Origin of the sequence: Tardiphaga sp. 20_F10_N6_6 (assembly GCF_052076045.1) — a bacterium.
Lineage (GTDB): Bacteria > Pseudomonadota > Alphaproteobacteria > Rhizobiales > Xanthobacteraceae > Tardiphaga > Tardiphaga robiniae.
On the sequence record NZ_CP197239.1, the window covers coordinates 1,587,813 to 1,603,151 of the forward strand.

Annotated in this window: 15 protein-coding genes; 8 read left to right on the plus strand and 7 right to left on the minus strand. The window is 62.1% G+C overall.

Annotated features, from left to right (window positions below; all coding sequences use genetic code 11):
* The first annotated feature begins 37 nt into the window (after positions 1–37).
* Positions 38–217 (plus strand): hypothetical protein, encoded by a 180-nt coding sequence (locus AB7813_RS07590; RefSeq protein ID WP_439083245.1) that lies wholly within the window; start codon positions 38–40, stop codon positions 215–217.
* 7 nt (positions 218–224) lie between these two features.
* Here the strand turns inward: AB7813_RS07590 and AB7813_RS07595 are convergent, their stop codons facing one another.
* Positions 225–1,148, minus strand: coding sequence for a division plane positioning ATPase MipZ (locus AB7813_RS07595; protein WP_439083244.1), 924 nt, complete (start codon positions 1,146–1,148; stop codon positions 225–227).
* A 234-nt stretch (positions 1,149–1,382) separates the two neighbouring features.
* Here AB7813_RS07595 and panC point away from each other — a divergent pair, with 234 nt between their 5' ends.
* Positions 1,383–2,234 carry a pantoate--beta-alanine ligase gene (gene panC / locus AB7813_RS07600; RefSeq protein ID WP_439083243.1) on the plus strand — a complete coding sequence of 284 codons (852 nt, stop codon included), beginning with the start codon at positions 1,383–1,385 and terminating at the stop codon, positions 2,232–2,234.
* Between the two features lie 881 nt (positions 2,235–3,115).
* Here the strand turns inward: panC and AB7813_RS07605 are convergent.
* The 3 genes from AB7813_RS07605 to AB7813_RS07615 form a co-directional block, all read right to left on the minus strand.
* A complete protein-coding gene (locus tag AB7813_RS07605; protein WP_439064195.1) occupies positions 3,116–6,604 on the minus strand; it encodes an indolepyruvate ferredoxin oxidoreductase family protein in 3,489 nt (1,162 codons plus the stop codon).
* 300 nt (positions 6,605–6,904) lie between these two features.
* Entirely contained in the window at positions 6,905–7,270 is a 366-nt protein-coding gene (locus tag AB7813_RS07610; protein WP_068731403.1) for a response regulator, read from the minus strand.
* A 2-nt stretch (positions 7,271–7,272) separates the two neighbouring features.
* Positions 7,273–8,760 (minus strand): ATPase domain-containing protein, encoded by a 1,488-nt coding sequence (locus tag AB7813_RS07615; protein ID WP_120291987.1) that lies wholly within the window; start codon positions 8,758–8,760, stop codon positions 7,273–7,275.
* Positions 8,761–8,970: 210 nt separating this feature from the next.
* Between AB7813_RS07615 and AB7813_RS07620 the strand changes: the two genes are divergently transcribed.
* On the plus strand, positions 8,971–9,222 hold the full coding sequence (locus AB7813_RS07620) for a hypothetical protein (protein WP_184517809.1): 252 nt from the start codon (positions 8,971–8,973) through the stop codon (positions 9,220–9,222).
* On the opposite strand, the gene AB7813_RS07625 is transcribed toward AB7813_RS07620, so the two are convergent.
* Positions 9,219–10,007: a formyltransferase family protein gene (locus AB7813_RS07625; protein ID WP_439064196.1), complete on the minus strand. Its 789-nt coding sequence runs from the start codon at positions 10,005–10,007 to the stop codon at positions 9,219–9,221. The genes AB7813_RS07620 and AB7813_RS07625 overlap by 4 nt on opposite strands.
* Positions 10,008–10,102: 95 nt before the next feature.
* On the opposite strand from AB7813_RS07625, the gene AB7813_RS07630 reads away from it, so the two are divergent.
* Positions 10,103–10,564 (plus strand): hypothetical protein, encoded by a 462-nt coding sequence (locus tag AB7813_RS07630; protein WP_439064197.1) that lies wholly within the window; start codon positions 10,103–10,105, stop codon positions 10,562–10,564.
* A gap of 61 nt (positions 10,565–10,625) precedes the next feature.
* Here AB7813_RS07630 and AB7813_RS07635 read toward each other — a convergent pair whose 3' ends face one another.
* Positions 10,626–10,934, minus strand: coding sequence for an NIPSNAP family protein (locus AB7813_RS07635; protein WP_309945212.1), 309 nt, complete (start codon positions 10,932–10,934; stop codon positions 10,626–10,628).
* A 70-nt stretch (positions 10,935–11,004) separates the two neighbouring features.
* Here AB7813_RS07635 and AB7813_RS07640 point away from each other — a divergent pair, with 70 nt between their 5' ends.
* From AB7813_RS07640 to AB7813_RS07655, 4 genes are all read left to right on the plus strand, one after another.
* Positions 11,005–11,718 carry an ArsR/SmtB family transcription factor gene (locus AB7813_RS07640; protein ID WP_439058814.1) on the plus strand — a complete coding sequence of 238 codons (714 nt, stop codon included), beginning with the start codon at positions 11,005–11,007 and terminating at the stop codon, positions 11,716–11,718.
* Between the two features lie 73 nt (positions 11,719–11,791).
* On the plus strand, positions 11,792–12,799 hold the full coding sequence (locus AB7813_RS07645; RefSeq protein ID WP_439064198.1) for an alpha/beta fold hydrolase: 1,008 nt from the start codon (positions 11,792–11,794) through the stop codon (positions 12,797–12,799).
* Positions 12,800–12,987: 188 nt separating this feature from the next.
* Positions 12,988–13,248: a GCG_CRPN prefix-to-repeats domain-containing protein gene (locus AB7813_RS07650; RefSeq protein ID WP_320444581.1), complete on the plus strand. Its 261-nt coding sequence runs from the start codon at positions 12,988–12,990 to the stop codon at positions 13,246–13,248.
* Positions 13,249–13,368: 120 nt separating this feature from the next.
* Positions 13,369–14,613 (plus strand): glycerophosphodiester phosphodiesterase family protein, encoded by a 1,245-nt coding sequence (locus AB7813_RS07655; RefSeq protein WP_439064199.1) that lies wholly within the window; start codon positions 13,369–13,371, stop codon positions 14,611–14,613.
* Positions 14,614–14,622: 9 nt separating this feature from the next.
* Here the strand turns inward: AB7813_RS07655 and AB7813_RS07660 are convergent, their stop codons facing one another.
* Positions 14,623–15,255 carry a trimeric intracellular cation channel family protein gene (locus AB7813_RS07660; protein WP_439064200.1) on the minus strand — a complete coding sequence of 211 codons (633 nt, stop codon included), beginning with the start codon at positions 15,253–15,255 and terminating at the stop codon, positions 14,623–14,625.
* Positions 15,256–15,339: the final 84 nt, after the last annotated feature.

Here is a 15,339-nt window from a genome sequence, read left to right on the forward strand (position 1 = left end):
CAGTTGCTAAAGAAAGCCACGGTCGAATTGAGCGATTTTGAACAAGTTTCGCAAGGGATCGGAATTTCAAAAACGCCCTGTTTTCAACGACAAATCAACTGTCGAACGGGTGACTCGTTCCCCGGTAAAAGAAAATGATACCTGTGGTATCAGCGTGAAGTTGAGTGCGGGATCGTTCATGGCCTGCCGAACCGGCAGCGCTGGCTTTGCACAGTGAACGCGACTCAGTTGCCAAGGATGTCGTGAACATCCAGCGGCTTGTCGACCTGGGCAAACCACTCGGCGCGATTGGCGGCGCGGCGACGGCCACGCTCATCGAGCGGCAGCTTCAACTTGCGCAGCAGTTCGATGACTTCCTCGCGCGCCGTGACATGGCCCATGCTCGGGCGACGCCCGAGCGTGGCTTCGTTGAGATCGTCGAGCGCCGTCAGGCCACGCGGGAAGAACTCACGATACATCACGCGCTCGGCGAGACCGTCGATGGCGCGGAAACCGAGCTGCAGCGAAAGTTGATCAAGGACGCCGACGACCAGCATCTTGTTGCGCGAGCCGAGCACCGAGAGCCGGTTGCGCACCACGATCCAGTCGGTGGTGGAGCCATCGTGCTGACGGCGCTTGCTCCGGGCTTCGCGCGCCATCTTCGAATAGTGGCTCTCGCCGGTCACCTTGTAGCTTGTAGCATCGACGGCGCCGAGCACGTCGAAGTCGAGAAAGCTGTCATTGATCGGCGTCACCAGCGTATCGGCCATCGAATGCGCCAGACGCATCAGATAGGTATCGCTGCCAGGCGTGTCGATGACGATGAAATGGTGGGTACGTTCTACCGCGCTCACCGCGGTCATGAACTGATCGAGTTCGAAGGCTTCGTTGTCGGCGATCTGCATCGTCTCGCCGAGCTTGACGCAGCTATGGGTCGGCACTTCCAGCGCAAGTCCGGCGCTCTGTGCCCAGGCTGCGCGGTTGGCAATATAGCGCGTGAAGCTCTGCTGGCGACTATCGAGATCGATGGTGGCGACGCGCTGACCGGCCTTCAGCAGCGCCACGGCAATATGAAGCGCAGTGGTCGATTTGCCCGACCCGCCCTTCTCATTGCCGAGCACGATCACATGCGCCGTGCCGGACTGGCCCTGGGTGGTTTGCATCAACATCGCGCGATCCTTCGATCATCTTCAAATCGCGAGGCGTGGCAAGGGTCAAGCTAAATACAGGGGCATCCTGCTGTGCGGGCGATCAGCCGCGCTTAATCATGAATCCCGGCGGCCGGTTGCGGCATCAGGACACCCGCCAGCCCGGTATCGTGAGGCTTGGGTGATCCCGCGAGCTTTGATAAGCAGGGCGCGCACGCCCTCACCCGCCGCAGCCAACAACAAGAACGAGCCGCAATGCCCCGCACCCCGATCGTCGCCCGCACCCTGCCTGCCCTTCGGAAGGCGCTCGAAGGCCTGCGGGCACGCAAGGCGACCATTGGCCTGGTGCCGACCATGGGCGCACTGCATGATGGCCACGTCTCGCTGGTGCGCCTCGCCCAGCGCCGCACCAGCAAGGTCGTGGTGTCGATTTTCGTCAATCCAACGCAGTTCGCGCCGACCGAGGACTTTGGCTCCTATCCGCGCACCTGGAAAAGCGACGTCGCCAAACTCACCGAAGCCGGCGTCGACCTGATCTGGAATCCCGACGCCAAGGTGATGTATCCGGAAGGCTTCGCAACGAAGATCACGACCGGAGGCCCGGCCACCGCCGACCTCGAAGATCGCTTCCGCCCGCATTTCTTCGGCGGCGTCGCGACAGTCGTCGGCAAGCTGTTCACGCAGGTGCGGCCGGACATGGCGTTCTTCGGCGAGAAGGACTACCAGCAGCTCAAGGTCGTGACGCGCATGGCGCGGGATCTCGATCTCGGCGTCAAGGTGACCGGCGCAACCACGGTGCGCGAGCGCGACGGTCTCGCGATGTCGTCGCGCAACGTCTATCTCTCGCCGGACGACCGCGCCACGGCGCCGGTGCTGTATCGCGCGATGAAAGAAACCGCCAAGCGCCTGAAGGCGGGCGATGACCTTGAAGCCGCCATGGCCGGTGGCGCCGCGATGATCACCGCGGCAGGCTTCGCACTCGACTACTTCGAGGCGCGCCACGCGGAGTCACTGGCGCCGGTCAGTTCGATGAAGGACGGCCCGGTGCGACTGCTGGTGGCCGCGAGGATCGGCAAGACGCGCTTGATCGACAATATCGGGGTGTGAGGCTTTCGTCCTGACTCGTCATTCCGGGGCGCACGAAAGCGGCGAAGCCGCTGAAGTGCGAACCCGGAATCCCAGAGTGTTTTGCACTGACAAGAGACTCCCATGCCGAGATTCCGGGTTCGCGTCCGGCAAGTGCCGGCCGCGCCCTCAGGCAAACCAATTGGTTTGCCGGGGAATGACAGTGTAGGGCGGCAAGACAGCACCCAAACATTTTTTCCTATCTCCCGTTGACAACATCCCCACCAGGTTTATATTCCCCTTCGTCCTGCCCCACCGAGAGGGGCGATCGCGATCGTCACGTTCGCGGGGTGGGATGCGGTGGACGCCGGAGATGCGGCGTTACGCGGTTCACGGGGGACGTCTGTCTTCGGGCAGGACGGATCTGCGCCAGCACTGCCACTGGCAAGGAGACGGCCGACCTTGAGATGGAAAGAGCCCTGGACAGTGTGACGGACGACCAAATCGAAACGCGTCCGGCCAAGAGCTTGAGGCTACCCTGTCCCTCCGCCCTGGGACACTAATTTTGGTGATGGGGCCGTTCGCCAAGGCAGATGTGCAGGCAACCGAAAAAACACCGCAGGCGGAACGTCGGGCAATCGCTCGGCGCCTCCGAAAGTCCTGATGCACACTACTCTGCGGAAGACCGCATTCGCATCAGGCCCAAGGGTGCAACGGGCACCCGGCGTTCCGCACGCCCTCTCACCAGGGGGCAGGAATGCGAGACACGACGGCGCCCCCGCGCCGCAAATAATGGGGGCGATGACGCATGTCTGAAGGGTAGTGGCTGTTTGAAATTCAAATCCGCGATGACGCGCAGGCGTCAAAGGTGTCCCTCCCCCACTGCGCGGCTTCGCCGCTTGGGGGAGGGAAAAGCAAGAGCCCTACTCCGCTGCGATCTGGCGCGGCGCCGGCGGCGGATTGACGAGGTCCTTGGCGAGTTCGGCGTAACGCACCTTCGCGGCCTGCACCGAGGCTTCCTTCACCGGGCCGTAGCCACGAATGCTGTCCGGCAACGAGAGGAGCTGCACGGCCGTATCCACCGTGAGCGGCGACAGCAGGTTCAACACCGTCGCGACGTCCTTCTCGTACCCCGCAATCAGATCGCGCTCCAGTCTGCGGTCGGCGCTGTAGCCGAACACATCCAGCGGCGTGCCGCGCAAGGTGCGCAGCTTCGCCAGAATGCGAAACAGCGGCAGCATCCAGGCGCCGAAGGCGCGCTTCTTCGGGCGGCCCGACGCATCGGTGCCGGGCAGCATCGGCGGTGCGAGGTTAAAGCTGATCTTGACGTCCCCCTCAAACTGATCGCGCAACTGCTTCTCGAACTTGCCATCGGTATAGAGCCGCGCGACTTCGTATTCGTCCTTGTAGGCGAGCAGCTTGGCATAGTTGATCGCCACCGCGCGCGGCAGTTCATCGTCATAGCCACCACGCATGGCGGCCTCACGGACCAGATCGACCATCGCCTGGTAGCGCTCGGCGAGCTTGCTGTTCTGATAGTCCGTCAGCAATCCGCTGCGATGAGCGACGATCTCGTCGAGGCTCATCTCATCCAGCGTCTTTGGCGCGATGGTCTCATCGGCGCCCTTGAGCATATTGGCGAGCCGTGCCGGATCGGCGGCGGCAAGACGGCCAAGCTGGAACGCCAGCATGTTCATCTTGATCGAGACGCCATTGAGTTCGATGGCCTGTTCGATGGACGCCGCCTGCAACGGCAGCAGCCCCTGCTGATAGGCAAAGCCCATCATCATCATGTTGGTGGCGATGGAATCGCCAAGCAGCGCTTCGGCCGCCTTGGTGAAGTCGAGGAATGTCGATTCCTTGCGCAGCGACATTTCCAGCACGTTGTTGACCTTGCGGGACTGGAAATTGAAATCGCGGTTGCGCACGAAATCCGCGATCGGAATGAGATGGGTGTTGACGATGCCATAGGTGCGCGAGCTCTCGCAGAGCGAGATCGTGTCCTTGGCAATGGCCACCACTTCATCGGCCGCGATCAGGACATCCGCTGTGCCGGTGACGATGCGCGAACAGGTGACGTCGCCGGTGTCGTTGGCGAGACGCACATGGCTGAGCACCGCGCCACCCTTCTGCGCGAGGCCGGACATGTCGAGGATCATCGAGGCTTTGCCCTCGATATGCGCAGCCATGCCGAGCAGCGCGCCGATGGTCAGCACGCCGGTGCCGCCGACGCCGCCGACGGCGACATTATAGGGCTTGTCGAGGGTCGGCCGCGTGGCCGGCTCCGGCAATGCACCGATGGCGCCAAGTTCGACGGGCGCCTTGCGCTTCAGCTTGCCGCCATCGACCGTGACGAAGGACGGGCAAAAGCCCTTGAGGCACGAATAGTCCTTGTTGCAGGACGACTGATTGATGGTGCGCTTGCGACCCAATGCGGTCTCCAGCGGCTCCACCGAAATGCAGTTCGACTGCACCGAGCAATCGCCGCAGCCTTCGCAGACTGCCGGGTTGATGAGCACGCGGCGCTGCGGGTCTTCCAGAATGCCCTTCTTGCGGCGGCGACGCTTCTCGGCAGCGCAGGTCTGCACGAACACGATGGCCGAGCAGCCCGGCACGTCGCGTAGCGTCTTCATCACGTTGTCGAGTTCGTCGCGATGCGCCAGCTTCACGCCCGGCGCAATGGTGCTGGCGGGATAGGCATCGGGATTCTCGGACACGAGATAGATGTCGCGGATGCCCTCGCTGTGGAGCTGGAACGTGATCTTCTGCGGCGACAGGTCACCGTCATGGTGCTGACCACCGGTCATCGCCACCGCATCGTTGTAGAGTATCTTGTAGGTGATGTTGGCCTTGGAGGCGATCGACTGGCGGATCGCCAGCGAACCGGAATGGAAGTATGTGCCGTCGCCGAGATTGGCGAAGATATGCTTCTCTTTGGTGAACGGCGCGATGCCGGTCCACGGCACGCCCTCACCGCCCATATGGGTGAAGGTCTCGGTGGAGCGATCCATCCACAGCGACATGAAGTGGCAGCCAATGCCGGCCAGCGCACGCGAGCCCTCCGGAACCTTGGTCGAGGTATTGTGCGGGCAGCCCGAACAGAAATACGGCGTGCGCGTGATCGGCACGACGTTCTGGACCTGCGAGGCCTCGCGGCCGTGAAACCAGTCGGCCTTGGCACGCAGCAGTGCGGCGATCTCGGGGTCTATCTCCATCGCCAGCAGGCGATCCACCAGCGAGGTCGCGACCTTGGCGACGCTCAGTTCTTCGGCGAATGGCAGGAAGCGATGATCGTGGGAATCCATCTTGCCGACGATGCGTGGCCGCACATCGTCGCGCCAGTTGAACAGCTCCTGCTTGACCTGGTTTTCGACGATCTCGCGGCGCTCCTCGACGATGAAGATTTCATCGAGACCTACCGCGAACTTGCGCACGCCTTCCGGCTCCAGCGGCCACGGCATGCCGATCTTGTACAGCCGCAGACCAATCTTCGCGGCCACCTCTTCGGTAATGCCGAGCTCGCGCAGTGCCTGGCGCACGTCCTCATAGCTCTTGCCGGAGGCCATGATGCCGAAGCGCGCATTTGGCGAGTCCATGGTGACACGGTTGATGTTGTTGGCGCGGGCAAAGGCAATCGCCGCGAAGCCCTTGTAGTCCTGCAAGCGGCGATCCTGCACATAGCGGTCGTCCGGCCAGCGCAGGTTCAGACCATCCGGCGGTAGTTCGAAATCGGTGGGAATATTGAACGGCGTCATCTCGTCATTGAGGTTGATCTCCGCCGTGGTCTCCACGGTTTCGGTGATCACCTTCATGCCAACCCAGCAGCCGGAATAGCGCGACATCGCGATACCGAGCAGACCCATCTCGATCATCTCGTGGATGCTCGAAGGATAAAGATAAGGCATCAGCGCCGATATGAAGGCATGGTCGGACTGATGCGGAACGGTCGAGGACTTGGCGCCGTGGTCGTCGCCGGCGAGACAGAGGACGCCACCGAATTTCGCGGAGCCGGCGGCATTGCCGTGGCGGAAGACATCGCCGCAGCGATCGACGCCGGGGCCCTTGCCGTACCAGATGCCGACCACGCCATCATATTCGGCGCCGGGCGAGAGATTGAGCTGCTGGGTGCCCCAGATCGCGGTGGCTGCGAGATCTTCGTTGACGCCGGGCTGGAATTTGACGCCGTATTGATCGAGATGTTTCCGCGCGGCCACGAGCTGCTGGTCGTAACCGCCGAGCGGCGAGCCGCGATAGCCGGTCACAAAGGCTGCGGTGTTCAGACCCGCCGCGCGGTCCCTGCGGACCTGCGCCATCGGCAGTCGCACCAGCGCCTGAATGCCGGTCAGGAAGATGTGGCCAGAGCCCTGGGTGTATTTCTGATCGAGACTGATCGCGCCTTGATTAATTCCCATTCCCACCCTCGTCACTGCGGCCTCTGAGCTGTCGCCCGGGGCTATCGCCCCGGACTGCACCGTCCGGCCTGCTCGCGCCTATTATCTGGGGTCGTTCGACTCCCTTAGAAACAGTCTATGTTGGATTTTGAACGGGGCGCACCACAATTCTGGGCAATGGAGCCCCGCGTCCAAAGAACGCAATTTCGTGATGAATGCGGCCGGTAGACTTGTCACGTTGTGTCGCCGCAAAGGCCTTTGGCGCAAGGACGTAACGGCTTCACGCTGCAGTGCGATGCAGCACAAACTGCCAAAGGAGGCTCAGGCCTCGCCCGGGAATATCTCGCTGATGATCTTCATCAGATCGGCCTCGCGAAACGGCTTGCGCAGATAGGCGCGAAAACGCCCTGCCCGGTCGCGTACGACATGCTCCAGCAACGAGGTCATGACGACCACCGGAATTCCGCTCAGCCGCTCGTCCTGCCCCATCGCTGCGATCAGGCCGGCGCCGTCGAGGAACGGCATCATGAAATCGGTAAGCACCAGATCGGGCGTGTCCCGATGCAGAATGTCGAGCGCCTCACGGCCGTTGCCGGCTACGAGGACATTGAAGGCATATTCGCTCAACAGGACTTCGAGCCAGTCGGCGATCGCCCATTCGTCCTCGACAATCAGGACAGTTCGCACCGCTATTCTCCAGTCAACTTAAGATCCGTCGATGGAGTTGGTGCAGGTCCCTGACTAGAAATGTCCCTGAGGATGCGCTCCGCGCTCTGGAAATCGGCATCGAGAACGATGCCGCCGTCGAGAATTTCAAAGCGGCGCATGCGCATATCGGTCCGGCGGTCACGCGATTTCAGAATGGTCATCAGACGATGGTTTTCCGAGCGCAGGGCTGCGAGATGCAGCGCGATGATGTTCTCGGCAACCGCGGAGAGACCCGTCTGGTTAACGCCCTTGAGCGGCTGCCCGGGTGTCATGCCAGCGTGGTCCGTTTCTGCGGTTGCCAGCGTGGTAACACCGAGTGCGCGCAACTCGTTGCACAGCGCCGACAAAAAAGAGCCGATGCGCTCCTTTTCGTCGGTGAGCTTCGAGAAGCCTTCGATGCCATCGATCACCAGACGGCGCACGCCGTTCTGCCTGATGGTCGAGAGCAGCTCGGTTGCGACCTCGTCGAGCACCGCTTCTGTCTGCGGGCGCCACATCAGCGTGACCTTGTCGGCCCGCGATTTCAGCGGCAGCTTGAGGCTGTCGGCCTTGATCCGCAGCGCCATCGGATTCTCGTGAAACCCGAACAGCATCGCCGGTTCATTGGCGGGACCGCCGGTCAGGAACTGAAGACCGGCCGTGGTTTTGCCCGACCCGGAAGGCCCGAGCACCACTGTCACCGAATGCGTATCGACGCCGCCGCCGAGCATCTTGTCCACGCCGCCAATGCCGACGGACACCATGGGACCGTCGGCGCTGTCCCAGACGCTGGGTGTCTCCAGCAGCGCCTCGATACGCGGATAGATGGCGTGTCCATTCTCGGTGATGCGATAGGAGTGCTTGCCGCCCATGAACCAGGTGCCACGCAGCTTGTGGACCTGAAGTGACCGCTCGGCGCGGCGGCCATGCAGTGCCGACTGCAGCTCGATGAGACCGTCCACCATCGTATGCTCAGGCGGATGCGCATCGGCATCGAAGGCGCTGGTCAGAAGGAACATGGTGCAGTTGCTGAAGGCGGCCTGGGTCTGCAATTCGTGGATGAACTTCTTCAGCTCAAGCTCGGAGCGCGCCTTTTCGTGCACGGTGATGAGACCATCGAGCACGAGGATGCTGGCCTTGCGCGTGCGAACCTCGCGGCGGACCACGTCCAGCAGTCCGCGCAGCCCGTCGTCTTCCAGCGTCTTGAAGGCGCCGACATAGGACATGCGGTCGGGAATTGCTGCTTCATCGAAGAAGGTCATCCGCCGCATGTGTCCGATCATGCGGGCGTGGCTCTCGGCAAGCAGCGTGATGTAAAGCGCGTTCCGCCCCTGCGCGGCCTGCGCGAAACAGATCTGGTTGCCCAGAATCGTCTTTCCGGCGCCCGGGGCGCCCTGAATGATGTAGATGCCGCCGTCGAAAACGCCCCCGCCCAGGATCGCATCGAGACCCGGTACGCCGGTTGCAAACCGGCCGTTATCGCCACTCATTCCGAAACTGCCCCTAACGTGTCACCTATACCGGTGAGATGTTGAAACGTGTCGGGGAGCGATGGGTTCCAAAGCTTTTTCAGAAATATTTCGAAACGCTGCCTCTCAGCAAGGCAGCATCCCGCTAATAGCGCACCCGAAACGGAACATCGGCCTTTACGGGCCATTGCTGTCCGGTCACCCTGACAACATCAGGCATGGAGGACGGAAATGGATCAGAAGCTGAATACCTGGACGTCGCAGCCTGAACTCGCCGGCAGCGATATGGCGTCGACGAATGACGGTTCTTATCATCCGGATTGCGGCGAAGAGCATGATCACAAGCCGACCAAGGCCATCATCGGCGTGGGACTACTCGTGGTGCTGAGTTTCCTGCTCTATGAATTCAACGGCAAGGTGTCCAAGACGCACACGTCAGCGACCCCGCCCGCGCAGCACCAGAGCTTCGCGGCTAACCGCTAGGCTTCGACAGCTTCGTCCGCAATAGCGCTTTCAGTGTCGGGCACGACGACCCGAAACTGGAAGCCGTGCAGACCGATCGTCGGTACGATGCCGAAATGGTCGGTGCCGAAGACTTTGACCCGATGCTGCAATTCGTCTTTCTGGATGCTTACCGGGATATCGCAGATCTGCTCATAGGCCTTACGCGTGTGACGCGTGCTGTCCCAGCGCAGCGCCCGCTCGATGAGCGGCACCGGCTGTGTGGCCAGGACGCGTGCCATCCGCCAGAAAGTCTGGACCAGCTTCGTATAGGCAATCTCTTCCAGACCCGCGACACTGATGTCCGCCGGAATTGGGAACGCCTCGACATCCACGATCGGTCCGGCATCGACACGTGCAATCATGCGATGGACAGTGCAGCCGAAGTCGGTCGCATGATCGTAGAGCGCAAAATGTGCCGGGGCCCAGCCGGGATATTGCGGCGGACCGGGATGGAAATTGTAGGCGCCAAAGCCAAGCTGATCGAGCACCGCACCGGGGACTATGACGCCAGTGGTGAACGAAATCATCCGCGCTCGGCGCAGCCAGTCGGGCTCGATCGCCGCCAGATCTTCAGCAGTGAAAACAGGAAGCACCGTGAGGGCCGGATTGTGACCACGGAGCAGGGTTGTAAAGACCGAGTGCTCAGCAGGACCCGTCAGGAGGATAATCGTATCGAACATTCGGGCTGCCACGCGCTTCTGCGAATCAATAATCGCCTCAGCGTCGCAGCCAGGCCTTAACATCTGATGAGCAGCCCCGATCACGCTGCATTGCCACATAGGATGAGGCTCTGGAATGGCACAATCTCTGGAACATGCACCTCATCTGACGATTGTCTTGCCGCACAGGAGGACACGACATGGCGAACATTCCCAATCCCAATGATCCGTATCGTCCAAATCCCGCTGATGACATCCGCAATCCTGCGCGGCTCGACAATGAGCTGCAGGCCGATCCTGAACTCGCGGAAGGGCCAGCGAGCGGCAGCCGCATGGCTATTTATGCACTTGGCATTGTTGTCTTGCTCGGCGCCGTATTCTACGGCCTGAACAATACATCGATGAATCCGGGCGACGCGACGAAGACCGCATCCCAATCCGCCCCGGCGACGCAGGACAGCACGCCAAAGGCGCCGGCGCCAACCAACAACGTCGCGGATTCCTATTCGAAGCCGCCAGTGGCTCCCGGCGTACGTGACGTGACGCCCACCAACAACCAGCCCGGCGTCACCACCGGTGCGGCACCGGCACGGCCGCAGGCTCCGCAATCGGCTCCGACCGGCACCGAGATTGACAGCACGAAGGGCGGCGCGCCGAAGTAACGGCGCGACCGGGCAGATTAAGGCTGCGGGCATCGATGCCCGCGGCCTTGTTGCGCATGGACTATACGGTCACCTGACGCAGGAACGTGCGTTCCTCCGCGAGGATGAACTGGTGCTCTTCGGCCGACGCGAAATTCGCAACGCCTTCCTCATCGCTCCGCAGTCTGGCGCGATAGGCTTCATAGGCCGCGAGACTTGGGAACGAGATCAGGCCGAATGCGACGTTGTTCGTTCCTTCATGGGGCATCCAATAGCCCTGCAGATCGCCACCGCATTTGGGAATAATCGTCAGCCAGCGCTTGGCATAGGCCTCGAACAATGTGCGTTTGAACGGATCGATCTGATAGCGAATGAAGACAGTGATCGTCATGACAGCTCCCTCTGCAGATGCCTGGATATAGCCGCTTGATCGACTGTGATACTTCGATTAGCGTCGAAGTATGAAAGCAGGTCCGGACATCGCCATGGTCGCCGCACTTGTTGGCGACCCTGCACGCGCCAATATGCTGACGGCACTCATGACAGGCCGTGCGTTGACTGCGAGCGAGCTCGCCCAGGAAGCCGGGATTACGGCGCCGACCGCGAGCTCACACCTCTCCAAGCTCGAAGCCGGTGGCCTGATCGAGCCGGAAAAACAAGGGCGCCATCGCTATTATCGCCTCACCGGTCCCGATGTCGCCGGAGTGCTGGAAGGTCTGGCCGGCCTGGCAGCCCGCGCCGGCCATCTTCGCGTTCGCACCGGGCCGAAAGAACCCGCATTGCGCCGCGCACGGATTTGCTACGATCATCTCGCCGGCGATCTCGGCGTGCAGATGCTCGACAGTATGCGGGCACAGAAGCTGATCCGGCAGACCGAGCGGGTCATCGAACTCACGACCCAGGGCAGCAGGTTCGTTGCTGAAGAATTGAGGATCGATCCGACGACGCTGGCGCATCCGCGCCGGCCGGTCTGCAAGGCCTGCCTCGACTGGAGCGAGCGCCGCCACCATCTGGCCGGGACACTTGGCGCCGCCATCATGATCTCATTTACTGCCATGAAATGGGCGGCCAGAGACCCCTCGCCCGGCAGCCGCGTGGTGCATTTCACCCGCAGCGGCGAGAAGCGCTTCGAGGCATTGTTCGGCACCACCGGCGACGCCATCCGGAAAACGTGAAGACGCCGGCTTACCTTCGCCGCAATGCAGCCCGAAACCGCGCCGGACCTTCTTTCTCCCGGAGCTTTTCCTAATGAACCGCCTGCTGCTCGCCGCGCTGATTGCAACCCTGCCTTTCACCTCATCGCAGGCGGCCGAGCCTCCTGCGGCACGCGAGCCCTATGGCATCGGCCTCGAAGGCTTCCCCTATCCCTACCGCGTCAACATGCTGCCGCTGGTCAATGACGGCGAACAGCTGCGCATGGCCTATATGGACGTGCCATCGACCAAGCCCAATGGTCGAACCGTCATACTGCTGCATGGCCGCAATTTCCCTTCGAGCTACTGGGCGCCGGTGATCGGCACGTTGAACGAAGCCGGCTACCGCGTCGTGGTCCCCGATCAGATCGGCTTCGGCAAATCGTCGAAGCCATCAGGCGATCTGCATTTTGACAACCTTGCCCGCAACACTGTTGCGCTGATGGATCACCTCGGGATCGCGAAATTCGACATCGTCGCGCATTCCCTGGGCGGCATGTTGAGCGTGCGCATTGCCCGCGCTTATCCCGATCGTATCGATCACCTGCTGCTCGCGGCGCCGATCGGGCTTGAGGACTATCGGCTCTATGTGCCACCGACACCAACCGAGAAGATCTTGGAGAACGAAGACAAGCTGACGGCGGAAGGTTACCGCAAACAGCTCGAGGTGAACTATTCGCTGAAGATGCAGCCCGACCAGGTAACGCCCTTTATCGACGCGCGTTTCAACATCAAGGGGTCGCCGGAATATCCGCGCTGGCTGCGCGCCTTCGTCAGTTCGGCGCAGATGATCTATCGCGAACCCGTGGTCCACGAAATTCCGCTGATCGCGCTGCCGACCCTGTTCATCATGGGCGCCGACGATCATAACGCACCGGGCAAGCCGAATGCGCCGGAGGCGCTACGGTCGAAGATGGGGCAGAACGCCGATCTGGCCAAGGCGCTGGCGGCGAAGATGCCGAACGCGAAGGCCGAGGTGCTGCCGGACGCGGGCCATATCGTGTTTCTCGATGCACCGGCCAAATTCAACGAATTGATGCTGGGCTTCCTCGCGGCGAAGTAGCAACTGCCGCGCCCTGCTACGCGCATATCCCGAAACATTCATGCTGTATTCAGATCGAATCGGCTTAATCGTGCTGTGCAGCGTTGATCCCCAGCAATTTTCTTGCCCCGTAAGAGTCCTGCAGCGGGTGATGCGATGCCATCATTATTCTCTGCGCCGCATCGCGGCACCATCGAGGGAGAACACGAATGAAGACGATCTTTGCTGCGGCTCTGTTCGCCGTCAGCGTCGGAGGCCTTGGTGCCGCCAATGCAATGCCACTGGCGCCGCTCAGCGCAGTCGAGACGGCTGGCGTAATCCAGGTCGCTCAGGGCTGCGGCCCCGGCTATGCCCGCGGTCCCTATGGCGGTTGCCGCCCGATGTTCCGCGGCCCGCCGCCGCGCGGCCCGGGTTACTGCCCCCCCGGCTTCTTCCGCAATCCCTACGGCCGCTGCATCCGCCGCTGGTGATCGCTGCACAATCCTGACGACGAAAACCCCGCCACTGGCGGGGTTTTCTGTTGCCCACGCGCCGGTTACAGCCGTCACACGAAGATGACAGAATGGCACTTCGCTATTCTGGAGATCGTCATGTCGCGCACCTTGCGTCGTCTCATACTGGCCGGGCTGCTCGGCCTCTCATCGCTGACGACCGGCCGCGCCGACACCATCGCACTGCCCGAGCCGCAGCTCGGTCCGCGGCCATTCTATCTCGTCGACAAGATGAAAGACGGCCCGCTAAAGGCAAAGCTGAGCACCTGTACCGGGCCGTTTCGCAAGAGCGATTTTTCCATCGCCCATCGCGGCGCGCCGCTGCAATTCCCCGAGCACAGCCGCGAGTCCTATCTGGCCGCCGCACGCATGGGTGCCGGCGTAATCGAATGCGACGTGACCTTCACCAAGGACCGCCAGTTGGTCTGCCGTCATTCGCAATGCGACCTGCACACGACAACGAACATCCTGTCGGTGCCGTCGCTTGCAGCGAAGTGCACACAACCCTTCAGCCCCGCCGATCTCGCCACCGGCAAGAAGGCATCAGCGAAATGCTGTACCAGCGACATCACGCTGGCGGAGTTCAGGACGCTGACGGCGAAGATGGATGCCGCCAACACCTCTGCCACGACCGTCGCGGATTATCAGAACGGCACGCCGCGCTGGCGCACCGACCTTTATGCGAGCTCGGGCACGTTGATGACCCACGCGGAGAGCATCGCGCTGATCAAGAGCCTCGGCGCCAAATTCACGCCGGAGCTGAAGGCGCCGGAGGTGCCGATGCCGTTCGACGGCGATTATAGTCCGGAGAAGTACGCGACCCAGATGCTCGACGAGTATCGCGCCGCCGGCATTCCGCCTGGCGACGTATTTGCCCAGAGCTTCGATCTCAACGACATCAAGTTCTGGATCCGCACCGCGCCGGACTTCGGCGCGCAGGCAGTCTATCTCGACGGCCGCTATGAAACACCGGGTTTTGATCACATGCGACAAGAGACGTGGAAACCGTCGATGCCGGAGCTGAAAGCCACCGGCGTGAAGATCCTCGCGCCTCCGATCTACATGCTGCTGACGCTCGATGGCAGCGGTCAGATCGTGCCCTCCCCTTATGCCAAAGCAGCGCGCGATGCCGGGCTCGATCTGATCACATGGTCGCTGGAGCGCGACGGGCCGCTCGCAAACGGCGGCGGTTTCTTCCATCGCTCGATCAAACCCGCCATCGATCGCGAGGGCGACACGCTGACGGTGCTGGACGTGCTGGCGAGAGACGTCGGCGTGCGCGGTGTGTTTTCCGATTGGCCGGCGACGACCACGTTCTATGCGAGCTGCATGCGGCTGCGCTGACGCAGCACGCTATTTGGCGTCGCTGTCATAGACGAATTTCGGCATCTCCAGCTTCAGCCGGATTGCCAGCAGGCGGAATACTAAACCGGTCGCGGCGGCGACCAGCGTCACGAGATCGGGACTGAATCCGTATTTGATGCCGCCGATATACAGAAGCCCCGTGACGATCGACACGCTGGCATAGAGTTCGGCGCGAAACAGCAGGGGCACGTCGTTGCACAGCACGTCGCGGAGCACGCCGCCGACGCAGCCGGTGATCATCCCGGCCACGACCACGATCAGCAGCGGCTGATCCATGGCGAGGGCGATGTTGCAGCCCATGATGGTGAAAACCACAAGACCGATGGCATCGAGCACCAGAAACAGCGCGTGAAAGCGATGCACCACGCGCGCAAGCCCGATGGTCAGCAGCGCCGCGCCGCCGGTCAGCAACAGCAGATAAGGGCTTTTCACCCACCACAGCGGATAGTGCCCGAGCAGCATGTCGCGCACCGAGCCGCCGCCGAGCGCCGTGATGCAGCCGAGCATGGCAACGCCAAGCCAGTCCATCTTGCGCCGCCCGGCCGCCAGCGCAGCCGTCATCGCCTCGGCAACGAGCGCGATCATGGCGAGCGGAAACAGCAGGGCTTCGGTATGGGGCATGGGACTCGTCGGTAGCGGATGACGGCGACCTGTAACACAAATCCGTGCATGCGGTGACCGGCGGCGGACAAATCCCCGCCATCT

What these genes read in the sequence shown, in the direction of transcription:
- AB7813_RS07635 (WP_309945212.1), bottom strand. Translation starts at nt 10,934, where the DNA reads ATGACGATCACTGTCTTCATTCGCTATCAGATCGATCCGTTCAAACGC.
- AB7813_RS07655 (WP_439064199.1), top strand. Translation starts at nt 13,369, where the DNA reads ATGTCGCGCACCTTGCGTCGTCTCATACTGGCCGGGCTGCTCGGCCTC.
- AB7813_RS07645 (WP_439064198.1), top strand. Translation starts at nt 11,792, where the DNA reads ATGAACCGCCTGCTGCTCGCCGCGCTGATTGCAACCCTGCCTTTCACC.
- AB7813_RS07630 (WP_439064197.1), top strand. Translation starts at nt 10,103, where the DNA reads ATGGCGAACATTCCCAATCCCAATGATCCGTATCGTCCAAATCCCGCT.
- AB7813_RS07615 (WP_120291987.1), bottom strand. Translation starts at nt 8,760, where the DNA reads ATGAGTGGCGATAACGGCCGGTTTGCAACCGGCGTACCGGGTCTCGAT.
- panC (WP_439083243.1), top strand. Translation starts at nt 1,383, where the DNA reads ATGCCCCGCACCCCGATCGTCGCCCGCACCCTGCCTGCCCTTCGGAAG.
- AB7813_RS07660 (WP_439064200.1), bottom strand. Translation starts at nt 15,255, where the DNA reads ATGCCCCATACCGAAGCCCTGCTGTTTCCGCTCGCCATGATCGCGCTC.
- AB7813_RS07650 (WP_320444581.1), top strand. Translation starts at nt 12,988, where the DNA reads ATGAAGACGATCTTTGCTGCGGCTCTGTTCGCCGTCAGCGTCGGAGGC.
- AB7813_RS07620 (WP_184517809.1), top strand. Translation starts at nt 8,971, where the DNA reads ATGGATCAGAAGCTGAATACCTGGACGTCGCAGCCTGAACTCGCCGGC.
- AB7813_RS07640 (WP_439058814.1), top strand. Translation starts at nt 11,005, where the DNA reads ATGAAAGCAGGTCCGGACATCGCCATGGTCGCCGCACTTGTTGGCGAC.
- AB7813_RS07605 (WP_439064195.1), bottom strand. Translation starts at nt 6,604, where the DNA reads ATGGGAATTAATCAAGGCGCGATCAGTCTCGATCAGAAATACACCCAG.
- AB7813_RS07595 (WP_439083244.1), bottom strand. Translation starts at nt 1,148, where the DNA reads ATGTTGATGCAAACCACCCAGGGCCAGTCCGGCACGGCGCATGTGATC.